This window comes from Streptomyces sp. NPDC001852, from assembly GCF_042891825.1.
Classification (GTDB): Bacteria; Actinomycetota; Actinomycetes; order Streptomycetales; family Streptomycetaceae; genus Streptomyces.
The window spans coordinates 539,269-556,174 of record NZ_JBIATN010000002.1 but is presented as its reverse complement, the minus strand read 5'-3'; the positions used below and the strand labels follow the sequence as shown (position 1 = coordinate 556,174).

16 protein-coding genes are annotated in these 16,906 nt (G+C 71.2%); 8 read left to right on the top strand and 8 right to left on the bottom strand.

Features of this window, described 5'->3' with window-relative positions; translation table 11 throughout:
- Nucleotides 1-503: 503 nt before the first annotated feature.
- Nucleotides 504-1,154, bottom strand: coding sequence for a DNA-3-methyladenine glycosylase (locus tag ACFYZB_RS05305; protein ID WP_388754539.1), 651 nt, complete (start codon nt 1,152-1,154; stop codon nt 504-506).
- A 100-nt stretch (nt 1,155-1,254) separates the two neighbouring features.
- Between ACFYZB_RS05305 and ACFYZB_RS05300 the strand changes: the two genes are divergently transcribed.
- The 3 genes from ACFYZB_RS05300 (at nt 1,255) to ACFYZB_RS05290 (ending at nt 3,297) form a co-directional block, all read left to right on the top strand.
- Nucleotides 1,255-2,037: a sporulation protein gene (locus tag ACFYZB_RS05300; protein WP_351209575.1), complete on the top strand. Its 783-nt coding sequence runs from the start codon at nt 1,255-1,257 to the stop codon at nt 2,035-2,037.
- 45 nt (nt 2,038-2,082) lie between these two features.
- On the top strand, nt 2,083-2,622 hold the full coding sequence (locus tag ACFYZB_RS05295; RefSeq protein ID WP_351209573.1) for a YbhB/YbcL family Raf kinase inhibitor-like protein: 540 nt from the start codon (nt 2,083-2,085) through the stop codon (nt 2,620-2,622).
- 168 nt (nt 2,623-2,790) lie between these two features.
- A complete protein-coding gene (locus ACFYZB_RS05290) occupies nt 2,791-3,297 on the top strand; it encodes an HNH endonuclease (protein WP_351209571.1) in 507 nt (168 codons plus the stop codon).
- Between the two features lie 60 nt (nt 3,298-3,357).
- Here ACFYZB_RS05290 and ACFYZB_RS05285 read toward each other — a convergent pair whose 3' ends face one another.
- The 3 genes from ACFYZB_RS05285 to ACFYZB_RS05275 form a co-directional block, all read right to left on the bottom strand.
- Nucleotides 3,358-4,326, bottom strand: a complete 969-nt coding sequence (locus tag ACFYZB_RS05285) for an SPFH domain-containing protein (RefSeq protein ID WP_208901651.1) — start codon at nt 4,324-4,326, stop codon at nt 3,358-3,360.
- A 134-nt stretch (nt 4,327-4,460) separates the two neighbouring features.
- Nucleotides 4,461-4,892: an NfeD family protein gene (locus tag ACFYZB_RS05280; RefSeq protein ID WP_388754535.1), complete on the bottom strand. Its 432-nt coding sequence runs from the start codon at nt 4,890-4,892 to the stop codon at nt 4,461-4,463.
- A gap of 83 nt (nt 4,893-4,975) precedes the next feature.
- Nucleotides 4,976-5,767 carry an ABC transporter ATP-binding protein gene (locus ACFYZB_RS05275; protein ID WP_208901649.1) on the bottom strand — a complete coding sequence of 264 codons (792 nt, stop codon included), beginning with the start codon at nt 5,765-5,767 and terminating at the stop codon, nt 4,976-4,978.
- Nucleotides 5,768-5,917: 150 nt separating this feature from the next.
- Between ACFYZB_RS05275 and ACFYZB_RS05270 the strand changes: the two genes are divergently transcribed.
- A complete protein-coding gene (locus ACFYZB_RS05270; protein ID WP_351209565.1) occupies nt 5,918-6,706 on the top strand; it encodes a hypothetical protein in 789 nt (262 codons plus the stop codon).
- 57 nt (nt 6,707-6,763) lie between these two features.
- Here ACFYZB_RS05270 and chpE read toward each other — a convergent pair whose 3' ends face one another.
- The 3 genes from chpE to ACFYZB_RS05255 form a co-directional block, all read right to left on the bottom strand.
- Nucleotides 6,764-7,009 (bottom strand): chaplin ChpE, encoded by a 246-nt coding sequence (gene chpE / locus ACFYZB_RS05265; protein WP_388754530.1) that lies wholly within the window; start codon nt 7,007-7,009, stop codon nt 6,764-6,766.
- A 159-nt stretch (nt 7,010-7,168) separates the two neighbouring features.
- Nucleotides 7,169-7,810, bottom strand: a complete 642-nt coding sequence (locus tag ACFYZB_RS05260) for a response regulator transcription factor (RefSeq protein ID WP_351209562.1) — start codon at nt 7,808-7,810, stop codon at nt 7,169-7,171.
- Nucleotides 7,803-8,948, bottom strand: coding sequence for a GAF domain-containing sensor histidine kinase (locus ACFYZB_RS05255; protein WP_388754527.1), 1,146 nt, complete (start codon nt 8,946-8,948; stop codon nt 7,803-7,805). Before ACFYZB_RS05255 ends, ACFYZB_RS05260 begins: the two co-directional genes overlap by 8 nt.
- A 227-nt stretch (nt 8,949-9,175) precedes the next feature.
- On the opposite strand from ACFYZB_RS05255, the gene ACFYZB_RS05250 reads away from it, so the two are divergent.
- The 3 genes from ACFYZB_RS05250 (at nt 9,176) to ACFYZB_RS05240 (ending at nt 12,033) form a co-directional block, all read left to right on the top strand.
- A complete protein-coding gene (locus ACFYZB_RS05250) occupies nt 9,176-9,871 on the top strand; it encodes an SDR family NAD(P)-dependent oxidoreductase (protein ID WP_388754524.1) in 696 nt (231 codons plus the stop codon).
- Nucleotides 9,868-10,986, top strand: coding sequence for an S-adenosylmethionine:tRNA ribosyltransferase-isomerase (locus ACFYZB_RS05245; RefSeq protein ID WP_388754521.1), 1,119 nt, complete (start codon nt 9,868-9,870; stop codon nt 10,984-10,986). Before ACFYZB_RS05250 ends, ACFYZB_RS05245 begins: the two co-directional genes overlap by 4 nt.
- A 300-nt stretch (nt 10,987-11,286) precedes the next feature.
- Nucleotides 11,287-12,033: a transglycosylase SLT domain-containing protein gene (locus ACFYZB_RS05240; protein WP_388754518.1), complete on the top strand. Its 747-nt coding sequence runs from the start codon at nt 11,287-11,289 to the stop codon at nt 12,031-12,033.
- An 83-nt stretch (nt 12,034-12,116) separates the two neighbouring features.
- On the opposite strand, the gene ACFYZB_RS05235 is transcribed toward ACFYZB_RS05240, so the two are convergent.
- A complete protein-coding gene (locus ACFYZB_RS05235; RefSeq protein WP_388754515.1) occupies nt 12,117-14,681 on the bottom strand; it encodes an FHA domain-containing protein in 2,565 nt (854 codons plus the stop codon).
- Nucleotides 14,682-14,922: 241 nt separating this feature from the next.
- Here ACFYZB_RS05235 and ACFYZB_RS05230 point away from each other — a divergent pair, with 241 nt between their 5' ends.
- Nucleotides 14,923-16,884: a streptophobe family protein gene (locus ACFYZB_RS05230; RefSeq protein WP_388754512.1), complete on the top strand. Its 1,962-nt coding sequence runs from the start codon at nt 14,923-14,925 to the stop codon at nt 16,882-16,884.
- Nucleotides 16,885-16,906 lie beyond the last annotated feature (22 nt).

Genomic DNA, 16,906 nt, shown 5'->3' with positions numbered 1-16,906 from the left:
ATGAACACCACGAGAGCGGTGCGAGAGGAGGAATAGTCCCCTCGCACACAGCGTCCTCGCTGTGTTATTTCAAAGGAACCTCGTCCCGGTCATGATGACCGGAGACGGGGTATCAACATATCTGGCGTTGATTTTTGGCACGCTGTTGAGTTCTCAAGGAACGGTCGCTTCCTTCGTACTCACCCTCTCGGGCTTTCCTCCGGGCGCTTCCCTTCGGTGTTTCCGACTCTATCAGATCTTTTCTCGATCCGATTCCCTGTCGGCGGGCTGTCTCCGGGGTTTTCGGCTTTCGCCGTCCGCCCTTTCGACATTCACTACGTTAGCTCATTCTCTCGGCGACTCATAATCGAGTCTCGCGAGTTCGAATTCGGGCACGCGGGCGCGCCAGAATTCGACCCCGCTGAGGGGTTGGAGCTGAGTAGTGGGTTGGCCGCTCCGGCTGCAGGCGATTGCCGTACCCGGTTCAGCGGCTTGGGATACGTTACGCACCTTCGCAGGGCACGTCAACTTCGGCGGCGCCGCGGCACATGGGCCCGATAGGGGCTCACCGTCGGGTCGCCCGCCACCCAGTAACGCCAGGGATGGACGTCACCATTCCCGCCTTCGCCGGCGACTCCGGTGCGGGGGCCGTTTCGTACCTGGTCAGCGGCCACCGGCGTGCCGGTGAGCATCCGCAGGGGGGTCTCGCCGGAGGCGCACGCGTCCGTGCCGTCCAGGGCACGGTCGACTTCCAGAGCCGTCGCGAGGCGGGCCGGACCCTTGGCCAGTTCCTTGTCGTTCCGGGCCGAAAGTCGCCGTTTGCGGGCCAGCTCCACGCCCTCGACGACCTCGCCGGCGCGCAGCAACACGGCACTCGCCCGGCCCTCGGGTCCGCAGACGAGGTTCATGCAGTGCCACATGCCGTAGGTGAAGTAGACGTACACATGTCCGGGCTCGCCGAACATCACCTCGTTGCGGGCGGTGCGGCCGCGGTAGGCGTGTGAGCCGGGGTCGTTCGGGCCGTCGTACGCCTCGACCTCCGTGAGGCGGACGGCGATCGGGCCGTCGGGGGTCGTACGCACCAGGATGCGCCCGAGAAGGTCCGGTGCGACCTCCAGGACCGGGCGGTCGAAGAACTCTCTGGGCAGTGGCGTACGGTCCGGGGGCGCGATCATGCCCTCCGAGGGTAATGCAGACGGGACGGCTCGTCGGCGGAACCGGTCGGGGGCGGACCGCGTTTGTAGGGGTCGAGGGCCTTTCGTAAAGGGAGAGTCAATGGCGTTCAAGAAGCTGCTCGCGAGCCTGGGGGCCGGTGGGGCCTCGGTCGAGACGGTGCTGACCGAGGTGAATGTCGTGCCGGGCGGTGTCGTGCAGGGCGAGGTGCGGATCCAGGGCGGGTCCGTGAACCAGGACATCGAGGGGCTGTCGGTCGGTCTGCAGGCCAAGGTCGAGGTGGAGCGCGACGACCAGGAGTACAAGCAGGACATCGAGTTCACGAAGGTACGGCTCGGTGGTGCCTTCGAGCTGCAGGCGGGTGCCGTGCACGCGGTGCCGTTCGGGCTGGAGATCCCCTGGGAGACGCCGGTCACGATGATCGACGGGCAGGCGCTGCGCGGGATGCACATCGGGGTGACGACCGAACTGGCGATCGCGCGGGCCGTGGACTCCGGCGACCTGGACCCGATCAATGTCCACCCGCTGCCGGCGCAGAAGGCCATCCTGGACGCCTTCATCCAGCTGGGCTTCCGCTTCAAGAACGCGGACATGGAGCGCGGCCACATCCGGGGGACGCGGCAGCGGCTGCCGTTCTACCAGGAGATCGAGTTCCACCCGCCGTCGCAGTACCGGGGCCTGAACCAGGTCGAGCTGAGCTTCGTGGCCGACGGGCACGCGATGGACGTCGTGCTGGAGATGGACAAGAAGCCGGGTCTGTTCAGCGAGGGTTCGGACACCTACCGGTCGTTCCAGGTGGGTCTGAACGACTGGATGGGGACCGACTGGGCGGCTTATCTGAACCAGTGGCTGTCCGAGGTCGGCAGCAAGCGCAACTGGTTCTAGGCTCGGGAGCTGCTGGTTCCAGATCATCGATCAGGAGGTACCGAGGTGACCGAGCTCAAGCGGCGGCCGCTCCCCCACGACTTCCATCCGCCCGTGCCGTCGTTCACCGTGACGAGCGCGGACATCGAGGAGGGTGCGACGCTCGGGAGCGCCCAGGTCCACGCGGAGGGCAACACCTCCCCGCACCTGCGCTGGGAGGGCTTCCCGGCGGAGACCAAGAGCTTCGCCGTGACCTGCTACGACCCCGATGCGCCGACCGGCAGCGGGTTCTGGCACTGGGTCCTGTTCGACATCCCGGCCTCCGTGACGGAGTTGCCGGCGGGTGCGGGCAGCGGCAAGTTCGAGGGCCTGCCCGAGGGCGCGGTGCATGTGCGCAACGACTACGGGACGAAGGACTTCGGTGGCGCCGCGCCGCCGCCCGGGGACGGGCCGCACCGGTACGTCTTCACGGTGTACGCGGTGGACCAGGAGAAGCTCGGGCCGGATGCCGATGTCTCGCCCGCCGTCGTCGGCTTCAATCTGCGGTTTCACGCGATCGCTCGTGCCCAGCTCATCGGTGAGTACGAGAACCCGGCGCAGGGCTGAGCGCAGCGCCACGATTCAGCCGAGCGTTCATTGAACGTTTGCCCGCCCCCGGTCTTGGAAGTGATCGGGGGCGGGCATTTTTTATTGCGTTGTCCATCTCGGCGCGCCCGTCCAGAGTTGATCCAAGCCCGCCGGGGGGTGGGCAGGTGCACACGGGAGGTGGGCTGGATGCGGGACACGCTGGTGCTGAACGCGAGCTTCGAGCCGCTGTCGACGGTGACGTTGAATCGAGCCGTCGTTCTGGTGCTCCAGGACAAGGCGGTCGTCGAGCAGGCCCATCCCGAACTGCGTATGCGGGGCGCCGATGTGGACATACCCGCGCCCCGGGTGATCAGGCTGTGCAGGTACGTGCGGGTGCCGTTCCGAAGACAAGCTCCGTGGTCGAGGCGGGGTGTGCTGGTCCGGGACCGGCACCGGTGCGCGTACTGCGGGCGCAGGGCGACGACCGTGGACCATGTGGTGCCGCGGGCGCAGGGTGGGCAGGACACGTGGCTGAACACGGTGGCCGCGTGTGCGGAGGACAATCACCGCAAGGCCGACCGGACTCCGGCTCAGGCCGGTATGGAGCTGCTGCGGGAGCCGTTCGAGCCGACGCCGGCGGATGCGATGCTGCTGGCTTTGGGGCAGGAGGACTTCGCGGCCTTGCCGGCATGGCTGGGGCAGAGCGCCGCATAGGCTGTGCGCAAGGGGCTCACCTTCCTGAGGAAGGTGAGCCCCTTTGACGTAGGGCGCGCTTCAGTCGATGCTCGGCTTCTCGCGGCGTTCTGTGCTCGGGCCGTTGTTCTGTGCCGGTACGTTGGCGCCGCCGTTGCCCTGGCCGCCGCCGCCCAGGGGGCCGAAGTTGCCCATGGCGCCGGAGAGGCCCTTGAGGGCGTCGCCGATCTCGCTGGGGACGATCCAGAGCTTGTTGGCGTCGCCCTCGGCGATCTTCGGGAGCATCTGCAGGTACTGGTAGGACAGCAGCTTCTGGTCGGGGTCGCCGGCGTGGATGGCCTCGAAGACCGTACGGACCGCCTGGGCCTCGCCCTCGGCGCGCAGGGCGGCGGCCTTGGCCTCACCTTCGGCGCGCAGGATCTGGGACTGCTTCTCGCCCTCGGCGGTGAGGATGGCGGCCTGGCGCGTACCTTCGGCGGTGAGGATCGCGGCGCGCTTGTCACGGTCGGCGCGCATCTGCTTCTCCATCGAGTCCTGGATGGAGGTGGGCGGTTCGATGGCCTTCAGTTCGACCCGGTTGACTCGGATGCCCCATTTGCCCGTTGCCTCGTCGAGGACGCCGCGCAGGGCGGCGTTGATCTCCTCGCGGGAGGTCAGCGTGCGTTCGAGGTCCATGCCGCCGATGATGTTGCGGAGTGTGGTGACCGTCAGCTGCTCGATGGCCTGGATGTAGCTGGCGACCTCGTAGGTGGCGGCGCGGGCGTCCGTCACCTGGTAGTAGATGACCGTGTCGATGTTGACCACCAGGTTGTCCTGGGTGATCACCGGCTGCGGCGGGAAGGGTACGACCTGCTCGCGCAGGTCGATGCGGTTGCGGATGGTGTCGATGAACGGGACCACGATGTTCAGGCCCGCGTTCAGGGTGCGTGTGTAGCGGCCGAAGCGCTCGACGATGGCGGCGCTGGCCTGTGGGATGACCTGGATGGTCTTGATCAGGGCGATGAAGACCAACACCACCAGAATGACCAGGACGATGATGACCGGTTCCATCGTGTTCCCCGTACCCCTCTCCGCCTCGGCGCCTTCGGCAGATCTCGTCGTTGTAGAAGATCTTGCTGGTCGAGTCTGACAGACCATCGCCCAACTCGTGGGCGGGATGCCTCAGATGAAGGAGGCTCGATGCCTCAGATGACGATGGCGGTGGCCCCCTCGATCTCCACGACGTCCACCTCCTGGCCCACTTCGTAGGCGCGGTCGGTGTCGAGGGCGCGGGCCGACCAGATCTCCCCGGCGAGCTTGATGCGGCCGCCGGAGCCGTCGACGCGCTCCAGGACGACGGCCTGCTTGCCCTTCAGGGCGTCGACACCGGTGGCGAGTCGGGGAAGTTGTCTGCCGTGCCGGGCCGCGATGGGGCGGACGACGGCGATGAGCGCGACGGAGACGACGACGAAGGCGAGGACCTGGGCCACGGGGTCGAAGCCGATTCCGGCGGCGACCGCGGCCGCGACGGCTCCCACCGCGAGCATGCCGAACTCCGGCATGGCGGTGACCACGAGCGGGATTCCGAGCGCCGCCGCGCCGACGAGCCACCACACCCATGCGTCGATGTCGTTCACACGGTCATGGTAGGGCCGGGGTCGGGCGGCGGACAGGGCGCGAAAGCGAGCGGGACGGGCTCGGGAAGGCCCTGGGTGGAGGGTCAGGACAGGGGCAGGCCCTGGGCCGTCCAGCGGTCGCCGACCTGCTCGACGACGAGCGGCAGGCCGAAGCAGAGGGAGAGGTTGCGGGAGGACAGTTCCAGCTCGATCGGGCCGGCGGCGAGGACCTTGCCCTGGCGGATCATCAGGACGTGGGTGAAGCCGGGGGCGATCTCCTCGACGTGGTGCGTCACCATGATCATCGAGGGGGCGATGGGGTCGCGGGCGAGCCGGCCGAGGCGGCGGACCAGGTCCTCGCGGCCGCCGAGGTCGAGGCCGGCGGCGGGCTCGTCCAGCAGGAGCAGCTCGGGGTCGGTCATCAGGGCGCGGGCGATGAGAGTGCGCTTGCGCTCGCCCTCGGAGAGGGTGCCGAAGCGGCGGTCGAGGTAGTCGCTCATGCCGAGGCGGTCGAGGAAGGCACGGGCGCGCTGCTCGTCGACCTCGTCGTACTCCTCCTGCCAGTGGGCGGTCATGCCGTAGGCAGCCGTCAGCACGGTCTCCAGGACGGTCTGGCGCTTGGGGAGCTTCTCGGCCATGGCGATGCCGGCCACGCCGATGCGGGGGCGCAGCTCGAAGACGTCGACCTTGCCGAGGGTGTCGCCCAGGATGGTGGCGGTGCCCTTGCTGGGGAAGAGGTAGCTGGAGGCGACGTTCAGGAGGGTGGTCTTGCCGGCGCCGTTGGGGCCGAGGATGACCCAGCGCTCGCCCTCCTTCACCGACCAGGAGACCTGGTCCACCAGAGCCCGGCCCTCGCGGACCACGGATACGTCCTGAAGCTCCAGAACATCGCTCATGAGCGCGTTGTCTCCCCTTGCAGTGTGGCCGGTCTCGGCTGTCGCGTACGCCTGTGGCTCGGTCCGCCGCGCCTGTGGGCGCAGCCCTTATGAAATCTACGCCACCAGTGCCCGGCTCCATTCCATCGGTCCGGTCCTTAGGGTGGAGGCATGCTCACGGAACCGCGTTCAGGACGCCTTGCCGCTTGGGGAAACGCCCTTTTGGCCGGACTTGTCTCTCCGGATGACGCCGCGCTCGCCATTGTGGGCGAGGACACCGTGCACCGGGTGGAGGGGCTGCCCGGGGAGTCGGCACAGGTCGGGCTCACGCTCGCGCTGGGGCGGCTGCGGACGCTGGGCGCGACCGGGCTGCGGGTCGCCCTGCCCGCGCCGGGGCATCCGCTGGGGCTGAGCGGTCCGCCCGGTTTCAATGCGCGGGCGCTGGAGGCCGAGGAGGCGGTGGTCTGCCACGGCGCCGCGTTCGGGCTGGTGCCCCAGGTGTACGAGGCCGGGCCGGAGGGCGATGTGCACGCCGAGGTGGTCTGGCAGGTGCTGCCGGTGCGGGAGGCGCCGCCCGCGGATGTGCCCTCGCTGGGCGAGGCCGAGCGGGAGCTGGCGGAGGCGCTGCGCGAGGCGACCGAGGTGCTGTCGAAGCTGGACGTCGCCGGTTCGGGCCCGGTGGCGGAGGCGGCGATCGACGCGTACCGGGCGCGGGCCGAGCGCGGCCGTGAGGTGCTGGCACCGGGGTATCCGCCGCGTGCGGTGCGGGTGTTGGAGCTGGCGCAGCGGGTCGCGCTGCTGGTGTCGCTGGCGTACGACAACGGGCACGGGGGTGCGGTCAGCTCCTCGGAGATGGCCGCGCGGGCGGAGGCGCTGCGGCCCGTCGAGCGCACGGCGCGGCGGGCGCAGGTGGCCGCGTACAACTCGATCGTGGAGGAGCGGGAGCGAGGAGTGCGGTAGAAGCCGGACAGGCCTCCCGGTGCACACGGGAGGCCTGTGGTCACTGTGGGCCGGACGTCAGTGGTTGACGCCGAGGTTGCCGAAGGCCGGGTTCAGCAGGCCGATCACGTTCACACTGTTGCCGACCGCGTTCACCGGGATGTGCACCGGGGCCTGGATGACGTTGCCCGAGATCACACCCGGGGAGCCCTGGGCGTCGCCGCAGGCGTGGGCGCCCTCCGTGGCGGAGGCCATCCCCGCACCGGCGGCCACCAGACCGCCGGCCACCATCGTCACGGCCGCGGCCTTCTTCAGCTTCTTCACTTTCCAACCCCTCCTAGACGTTCACCGCGGCGGTTCGCCGCAGCACGCACTGGAGAACGGCGGAGATCGCCGGAGGATGCGCCGTCCGGGTGACATTCCCACGACGGTATGAATCTCAGCCTGGGCTGTTGCCGTGGGTGAGGCCTTGGGGAGGGCGTGTCATCCGGTCACGCCATGGCGTACGGCCCAGAGCGCGGCCTGGGTGCGGTCGGCGAGGTCGAGTTTCATCAGGATGTTGGAGACATGCGTCTTGACGGTCTTCTCGGACAGCACGAGGGCGCGGGCGATCTCGCGGTTGGAGCGGCCGTCCGCGATCAGGCCGAGCACCTCGCGCTCCCGGTCGGTGAGCGAACCGCCCCTGCTCTGCCCGGAGTTGGCCTCCTCCTGGGACAGCAGGGCGCCGGCGACCTCGGGCTGGAGCAGGATGTGGCCGGCGTGCACGGAACGGATGGCGCCGGCGAGGGCGTCGGGGTCCACGTCCTTGTAGACGTATCCCGCGGCGCCCGCGCGCAGGGCCGGTACGACCGTGCGCTGTTCGGTGAAGCTGGTGACGACGAGCACGCGCGCGGGGTTGTCGAGCTCGCGCAGCCGGCGCAGGGCCTCGACGCCGTCCATGCCCGGCATCTTGACGTCCATCAGGACGACGTCCGGGCGCAGTTCCTCGGCGCGGGCGACCCCCTCGGCGCCGTCGGCGGCCTCGCCGACGACCTCGATGTCGTCCTGCACCTCCAGGAAGGTGCGCAGGCCCCTGCGGACGACCTGGTGGTCGTCGACCAGCAGCACCCTGATCGCGTCAGCCACCGGGCACCTCCATCTCGATCGTGGTGCCCTTGCCCGGCACCGACTCCACGGTCAGCGTGCCGCCGACCCCGCTCGCGCGGTCCCGCATCGAGACCAGGCCCAGATGCCGTCCGGCGCGGCGGACCGCCTTCGGGTCGAAGCCGCCGCCGTCGTCGGTGACGCGCAGCACGGCGCCGCAGCCGCGCCGCCCGACGCTCACCTCGACGTGTTCGGCCCCCGAGTGGCGCAGGGCATTGTGCAGGGCCTCCTGAGCGACCCTGAGCAGGGCTTCCTCCTGGGCGGCGGGCAGGGCGCGGAAGCCGCCGCTGGTGAAGGTCACACGCGCGGTGTGGGCGCGGTCGAGGACCTGGGTCTGGGTGCGCAGGGTGGCGACCAGGCCGTCCTCGTCCAGGGCGGCGGGGCGCAACTCCACGACGGCGGCGCGCAGTTCGTCGGCGGCCTCGGCGGCGAGCGCGGCGACCTGGTGCAGTTCGCCCTTGGCGCGGGCGGGGTCGCGGTCGACGAGGGCCGCCGCGGCCTGGGCGGTCAGGCGCAGGGAGAAGAGCTTCTGGCTGACCGCGTCGTGCAGTTCATGGGCGAGGCGGGAGCGTTCCTCGGCGATGGTGAGTTCGCGGCTGCGTTCGTAGAGCCGGGCGTTGTTGAGGGCTATGGCGGCGTGCTGGGCGAGGATGGCGAGCAGTTCCTCGTCCTCCTCGGTGAAGCCGCAACTTCCCTCCCGTCGTGGGCAGTTCTTGTTCGCGAGGAAGAGGGCTCCGACGACCTCGTCGCCGTCGCGGATGGGCAGGCCGAGGAAGTCGGCCAGGTCCGGGTGCGCGGCCGGCCAGCCCTCGAAGCGGGGGTCCTTGCGCACGTCGGCGAGGCGCTCGGGGCGGGCCTCGTGCAGCATCGCGGCGAGAATGCCGTGCTGGCGGGGCAGCGGGCCGATGGCCTTCCACTGGGCGTCGCTGACGCCGTCGACGACGAACTGGGCGAAGCCGCCGTGGTCGTCGGGGACGCCGAGGGCGGCGTACTGCGCGTCGAGCAGCTCGCGGGCGGAGGCGACGATCGTCTTGAGGACGTCGCGCACCTCCAGATGCCTGCTCATGGCCAGCAGCGCGGAACTGACCGCTGCGAGGCCGGACCGGGGGCCTTGACTCATGTCCTCACGGTACCGGCGGGGTGTGACAAGCGGATCGGACCTGTGGCCGCGGGGCCCGGTCCGCCGGCCCTAGGGCGGCCGGTCTAGGTCCCGGGGCCCCGGACGTGCGGTGTACGCCCAAGGGCCCCGCCGTTCTGCGGCCCGCGTCCGAGGCGGCCGGGGCGGCGCCGTTCCTACGGTGTGCTCACCGCCGGACGCAGGCGGGAGGCGACGAGGGGACGGTAGTCATGCCGGTGGCGATCATCACGGGGGCCTCCAGGGGCCTGGGGCGGGCGCTCGGAGAGGCGCTGGCCGCGCGCGGCTGGGATCTGGTGCTGGACGCACGGGGCGCCGAGGCGCTCAAGGAGGCGGCGGTGGGCATCGCAGGGCACGGCACGCGCGTGGAGCTGCTGGCCGGGGATGTGACGGACGCCGGGCACCGGGCCGCGCTGGTGGCGGCCGCGCGCCGGCTGGGCGGGGTCGACCTGCTGGTCAGCAACGCGAGCGCGCTGGGTGCCGAGCCGCTGGTGCGGCTGGCCGAGCTGCCCCTGGAGGGGCTGCGGCGGGCACTGGAGGTGAACGTGGTGGCCGCCCTCGGCCTGGTCCGTGAGGCGCTGCCGCTGCTGCGCCGGGCTCCGGCCGGGGCGGTGGTCGCGGTCAGCTCGGACGCGGCGGCCGAGGCGTACGAGACCTGGGGAGGCTACGGCGCCTCGAAGGCGGCCCTGGACCAGCTGGCGGCGGTGCTGGGCGTGGAGGAGCCCGGCCTGCGGGTGTGGGCGGTGGATCCCGGGGACATGGCGACGGACCTGTACGCGGCGGCCGTACCCGGCGACGACGATCCGCGTCCGGCGCCGGACACGGTCGTACCGGCGTTCCTGCGGCTGCTGGACGAGCGGCCGGCCAGCGGGCGGTACGCGGCGCCGGCGCTGCTGGAGGCGCTGTGACCGTCACCATGGGGGTCCCCCCGCGCGAGCCGGTTCGAGCGTGGGGGAAGGTTCCGCCGGAGCTGTCCGCACGCGTGCCCGCCGAGCAGCGCGGGCCTGGGCTGGACCGGGACGCCGTACGGCTGCTGGTGTCGCGCGGGACGGAGGTCGGGCATCACCGGTTCCCGGAGTTGCCGCGGCTCCTGCGGGCCGGTGACCTGCTGGTGGTGAACACCTCGCCCACGCGGGCCGCCGCGGTGGACGGGCGGATCGGGCACGCGCGCGTGGTGGTGCATTTCTCCACGCGCGGGGACGACGGCCGATGGGCGGTCGAGCTACGGGAGCCGGACGGGCGGGGTACCACGCGCGCGCGTACGGGCACGCGTGCGGGTACGGAGGTGGAGCTGCCGGGGGCGGGGAGGCTGGTGCTGGTGGAGCCGCTGAGCCCGCGCGGGGAGCGGCTGTGGTGGGCTCGGACGGACGGGGACGTCCTCGCGGTGCTGCGGGCGCGCGGGCGGCCCATCCGCTACTCCTATACCGAGCGCGACCAGCCGCTGTCGGCGTACCAGACGGTGTTCGCGCTGCCGTCGCCGGACGGGGCGGGCAGTGCGGAGATGCCGAGTGCCGGGCGCCCGTTCACCGCGGGCCTGGTGGCGGAGCTGGTGAGCCGGGGGGTGCAGTTCGCGCCGGTCAGGCTGCACACGGGGGTGGCGTCGGCGGAGGCGCACGAGCCGCCGTATCCGGAGCGGTTCTCGGTGCCGGAGTCATCGGCGCGGCTGGTCAACGCCGTGAGAGCGGGGGGAGGCAGGGTGATCGCCGTGGGTACCACCGCCGTGCGGGCGGTGGAGTCGGCGACCGGGCCGGAGGGGGTGGTGCGGGGGGCCGAGGGGTGGACCGACCTGGTCGTGACGCCCGAGCGCGGGGTGCGGGTGGTGGACGGGCTGCTGACGGGGCTGCACGAGCCGGAGGCCTCGCATCTGCTGATGCTGGAGGCGGTGGCGGGGCGGGCCGCGGTCGACCGTGCCTACGAGGAGGCGCTCCGGGGGCTCTACCTGTGGCACGAGTTCGGCGACGTGCATCTCATCCTCCCGGAGGAGGCCCCTCACACAGAGCGTTGCGATGGCAACTCAAGGTGAGACTGTTACATCTCCGATGTGAGGCCGCGCATAGGGCCCACATCACGTACGACCGGGCATAGGAGATAAACCATCCCCGCATGAACGGGACAGACGGTCCAGTCTGTCCCGTTTTGCCCATCAGCGATCCACTATCGAGGATCGTACGTCACACCTTTGCCTGGGGATTTTGCGCCAGCTAAGAATTACTCCCGTCGCTCAGCGCCGTGGGTCTACGGCCCGCGGCGTTCGTGTGGGAGGAGCCGATTCCCCCGGCGGACGCAGGAGCGACCTCCGCGCTATCGAAGAGGTCCATCAGCCATGCCCAAGAACATCCTCAACCGTGCTCATAGTCTGGCCCTGTCCAAGCAGCACAAGATCGCCGTCGCCGGCGTCGCCGCTCTCGGCACCGCCGCCATCTGCATCTCGGCCGTCCCCAGCAGCGCCGACACGGTCACCACCGGCTCCCCGGCCGCGGCCGCGCAGGTCGCCCGCGACACGGCCCTGAAGAACGTCAAGGGCACGGTCACCGACCAGCTCGCCCCCCAGACGGTCAAGCTCGACACGCTCGCCGCGCAGAAGAAGGCCGCCGACGAGGCCGCCGCCGCCAAGCAGCGCGCCGAGGCCGCGAAGAAGGCCGCCGCCGAGGCCGCCGCGAAGAAGGCCGCGCAGGACCGCGCCGCCAACGAGACCGCGAGCCGCTCCGCCCAGCGGATCGACATGCAGCCGGTCGCCGCGAAGACCTACGCCAACAACCTCGACGGCTGGATCCGTCAGTCCCTGGACATCATGAAGCAGCACGGCATCCCGGGCTCCTACAGCGGCCTGCACCGCAACATCATGCGTGAGTCCTCGGGCAACCCGATGGCCATCAACAACTGGGACATCAACGCCGTCAACGGCATCCCGTCCAAGGGTCTGCTGCAGGTGATCCAGCCCACCTTCAACGCCTACCACGTGCCCGGTACGTCGTGGAACATCTACGACCCGGTCGCCAACATCACCGCCGCCGCCAACTACGCGGCCCACCGGTACGGCTCCATGGACAACGTCAACAGCGCGTACTGAGGCCTGGCGCGGACCTCAGCCGCGTGACGCCGAAGGGCGGCACCCCGCAATGGGGTGCCGCCCTTCGCGTCGTACCGGCACGGTTACTTGCGCATGACCTCCGGCTCGTGGCGGCGCAGGAAGCGGGCCACGACGAAGCCGCAGAGCACACCGAGACCGAGCAGCACGCCCATGTCGGCGAACCACTGGCCGAGCGAGTGGTCCCAGAGCGGGTCCGGGTTGGTGGGATCCCAGGGCAGCAGCACGTTCAGCTGGGCCGTGGCGCCCGCCGCGGACACCGCCCAGCGGGCGGGCATCAGCCAGGCGACCTGCTCGACGCCGACCTTCCCGTGCAGCTGGAAGAGGCAGCCGGTGAAGACGACCTGGACGATCGCGAACATCACCAGCAGCGGCATGGTCTTCTCGGCGGTCTTCACCAGCGAGGAGATGATCAGGCCGATCATCATCGAGGTGAAGCCGAGCGCCATGATCGGCAGGGTGAGCTCCAGGACCGGCGAGTTCTTCAGCAGCAGGCCCTCCTGCGGCACCTTGTCGCCGCGGAAGAGCAGGCCGATCGCGCCGATGATGCCGCCCTGCAGCATGGTGATCGCGCCGAGCACGATCACCTTGGACATCAGGTACGCCGAGCGGGACAGGCCGGTGGCCCGCTCCCGTTCGTAGATGACCCGCTCCTTGATCAGCTCACGCACGGAGTTCGCGGCGCCGGCGAAGCACGCGCCCACGGCGAGGATGAGCAGGATCGTGCTGCCGTCCCGGTTGGTGAAGTGGGTGCGCGCGGGGCCGAGACCGAGACCGTACTCGGCGGGGATCAGCGTGCTCACCACGCCGAGCACGGCCGGCAGCAGGAACATCAGGGCGATGAAGCCGCGGTCGGAGGCGATCACCGAGGCGTAGCGGCGGATCAGGGTGACCAGCTGCGAGCCCCAGCCCTGGGGCTTGGGCGGCTTGATCGGCTGCATGGGATGCATCGGTACGGACTGCGGCGCAACGGCGTCGATGTCCGCGGCGTACATCTGGTAGTGCTGCGAGCCCTTCCAGCGGCCCGCCCAGTCGTAGTCGCGGTAGTTCTCGAAGGCGGAGAAGACATCGGCCCAGCTGTCGTAGCCGAAGAAGTTCAGCGCCTCCTCCGGCGGGCCGAAGTAGGCGACCGCGCCGCCCGGCGCCATCACCAGCAGCTTGTCGCACAGCGCCAGCTCGGCCACCGAGTGGGTGACCACGAGGACCGTGCGGCCGTCGTCGGCGAGGCCGCGCAGCAGCTGCATGACGTCGCGGTCCATGCCCGGGTCGAGGCCCGAGGTCGGCTCGTCCAGGAAGATCAGCGACGGCTTGGTGAGCAGCTCCAGGGCCACCGAGACGCGCTTGCGCTGACCGCCGGAGAGGGAGGTGACCTTCTTGTCCTTGTGGATGTCGAGCTTGAGCTCGCGCAGCACCTCGTCGATGCGCGAGTCGCGCTCGGCCGCGGTGGTGTCGGCCGGGAAGCGCAGCTTGGCCGCGTACTTCAGGGCCTTCTTGACGGTCAGCTCCTTGTGCAGGATGTCGTCCTGCGGGACCAGGCCGATGCGCTGGCGCAGCTCGGCGAACTGCTTGTACAGGTTGCGGTTGTCGTACAGGACCTCGCCCTGGTTGGCGGGCCGATAGCCGGTGAGCGCCTTGAGCAGGGTCGACTTGCCGGATCCGGACGGGCCGATGACCGCGATGAGGGACTTCTCCGGGACGCCGAAGGAGACGTCCTTCAGGATCTGCTTGCCGCCGTCGACCGTGACGGTCAGATGGCGGGCGGAGAAGGAGACCTCACCGGTGTCGACGAACTCCTCGAGCCGGTCGCCGACGATCCGGAACGTGGAGTGGCCGACACCGACGATGTCGGCCGGGCCCAGCTGCACCGATCCGCCCTTGGGGATCGGCTGGCCGTTGACGTAGGTGCCGTTGTGCGAGCCGAGGTCGCGGATCTCCAGCCGGCCGTCCGGCGTGGCGTGGAACTCGGCGTGGTTCCGGGAGACCTGGAGGTCGGAGACGACCAGGTCGTTCTCCAGGGCACGGCCGATGCGCATCACCCGGCCGACGGCGAACTGGTGGAAGGTGGTCGGGCTGCGGTCGCCGTGGACCGGCGGCGCCCCCGCGTCACCACCGGGCGTGTTCTGCGCGTACTGATCCGCGGGCCCCGCCTGCTGCTGCGGGAACGCGGGCGCCTGCTGCTGCCAGCCCTGCTGCGGCGCGGGCGCCTGGTGCGGCACGGCCGGTGCCTGCTGTGCCTGCGGCGGTGCGGCGGCGGGTGCCTGCTGCGGGGCCTGCTGGGCCCAGCCCGGCGCCCCGGCGCCCTGTGCGGCGTACGGCGCCGGCTGCTGCTGACCGACCGCGGCGCCCGAGAGGTTCAGCCGCGGTCCGTCGGTCGCGTTGCCGAGGTGCAGCGACGCGCCCGGCCCGATCTCCACCTGCTGGATCCGCCGGCCCTGCACGAAGGTGCCGTTGGTGCTGCCATGGTCCTCGATGACCCAACTGCGGCCGTTGAAGCTGACCGTGGCGTGCCGCCAGGACACCCTGGCGTCGTCGAAGACGATGTCACCCTGCGGATCGCGGCCGAGGGTGTAGGGCCTGGACGGGTCCAACGTCCAGGTCCGTCCGTTTGATTCCAGTACGAGTTCCGGCACTCCATGCCCCACTGAGTTGTCCCCCGAATTACCCCCGTCACAGGGAGTCTAGGGATGTCGAACATCGGGGGGAACTATTTCAGGCCCGGCCCGCTGACCGAAACCCGGGCCTTGTCAACGGGCGCCCGTGCACGCTTCAACTCGCCCCGTTGACGGGGTTGAAACCGGGCCGGAGAGTGGTATTCCCGGCGAGGGGGACAAGCGCGGCTCCGGTGCCGCGCCGCGGATCGGGGGGTCTGACATGAGGTCTGCCACGAACACCGAGACCGCGCTGCGCGCCACGACGGTGCCCTGGACGGACGTTCTGCTGTCCGCGGTCGCCGCGGTGAGCTGGGCGTTGATCGCCATGGCGGGCACGGCCGCGCTCGGCCTGCACCTCCTCGGAGCGGACACGGCAGGCTCACTGGGCCCCATGACGGCGGCCGTTGTGGCACTCGGTGCGGGTGGTGCGGTCACACCGTCGGGCGATGTGTCCGCCTTCGGACTGAAAGGCGCCGAGGCCCACACCGCCATCGACATCACGCCACTCGGGGTGAGTCTGGCCGGTGCCGTGCTGCTCTCGTGGTTCTTCCTACGGTCCTTGCGCACGGCCGGAGTTGTCGTCGCACCCGCCGAACTCCTCGCCCGCGCGGGCACGGTGGTCGCGCTCTTCGTCGCGCTCCTCGGTGGTCTCGCCTGGGCCGGCCACGACGTCGTCACGATCGACGGCGGCTCGCTCGGGCTGGACAGGCTGCCGGGGACGGGCGGCGGCGGGGGAGGCGGCGGACTGAGCATCCCCGGCCTCGGCGACGTGAGCGGACTGCTGCCCGACCGTCTCGGCGACCTGATCCACGCCAAGGCCGCGGTCGGCTTCACGGTGGACACGACGGCCACGCTGCCCGGCGGCGCGCTCTGGTGTGCCGGCGTCCTGCTCGTCGCGCTGCTCGCCTCCCGGCGCGCTCCCCTGCCACCGGGCTGGTCGGCGGTGCACCGGGTGGTACGGCCGGCGGTATCGGCGCTCGTCACCGTGGTGCTGGTGGCCGTGGTGGCGGGGCTCGCCGCGGCGGCGTACGCGGCGATCGGCGACGACCATCCCGGGCGGATCGCCGGCGCGGCCCTGCTCGGTGCGCCGAACGGGGTCTGGCTCGGCCTCCCCCTCGGTCTCCTCGTCCCCTGGGACGGCCACGCCTCCGGCATCCTCGCCCGGTCCCTCCCGCACCCGCTGGACCAGTTCCTCGCGGCGCACACCGATCAGCCGGTCACACTGGGCCGGCTGGCCGGTCTGGACGGCCGGGTGTGGCTGCTGGCCGTGGCCGCGGCGCTGGCGATGCTGCTGGCCGGTGCCCTGACGGCGGTCCGGACACCGGTGGTGCGGCAGGCCGACGGCGCCCTCGGCTTCGCGGCCCGGTGCGGCCTGCGCCTCGGCATCACCACCGCGCTCGCGCTGCCCCTGCTCGCCTGGCTCACGGCCGTGTCCCTGACCGCCTCCCTGTCCGTCCTCGGCTTCGACGCCTTCGGCGCGGGCCTCGACCTGCACGGCCGTCTCGGCCCGGCCCTGCTGCTCGGCGCGGCGTGGGGCGCGGGCGCCGGGGCGATCGGGGCCCTGGCGGCGTGGGCGACCGGGGCGGCGGGAGGACGGGCGGCGTGGGCGGCTCGCGGGGCGCCGGGGAGCGGGGCGGTCGGGGGTGACGGTGGGAGCGGGGGGTACGGCGGTGCTGACGGTGGTGAGGCCGAAGGGGCCGGGTACGAAGGTGTGAGCGGTGGTGCGGTCGAGGGGGTCGGGTACGAGGGTGCCGACGGTGGTGCGGCCGAGGGTCTGGGGTGCGGAGGTGGGGCGGGGCCCGCGCCGTACGGTGGCCCCGGGGCCCGGGGCGCCGGTCGTCCCGGATCCGGCGGCGGTGCCGGGCCGTATGCGCCGGGCACGCCGTACCGGCCGCCGAACCCGGACACGAATCCCTATCTCCGGTTGCCGGAGGACCGTCAGGGGCAACCGCAGGACCTGCGCGAGGAGCCGCCGGGTGCCGGGCCGACGGCCGCCGGAGACGACATGTACGGCGCCCCGACCATCGCCCAGCCGCTCGACGCCGCTCCCCCGCCGCCCCGGCGCCGTCCCACGGCGCGCCGCGGCGACGGTTCGCAGCGGTCGGACGCCACCGAATGGCCGCCGCCGCCCCCTCCGCCGCCGCCCCCTGCACCGCCGGGGAAACCGAAGCGCCAGGGGTGAGCCGGCCAGGGCCGGGCAGGAA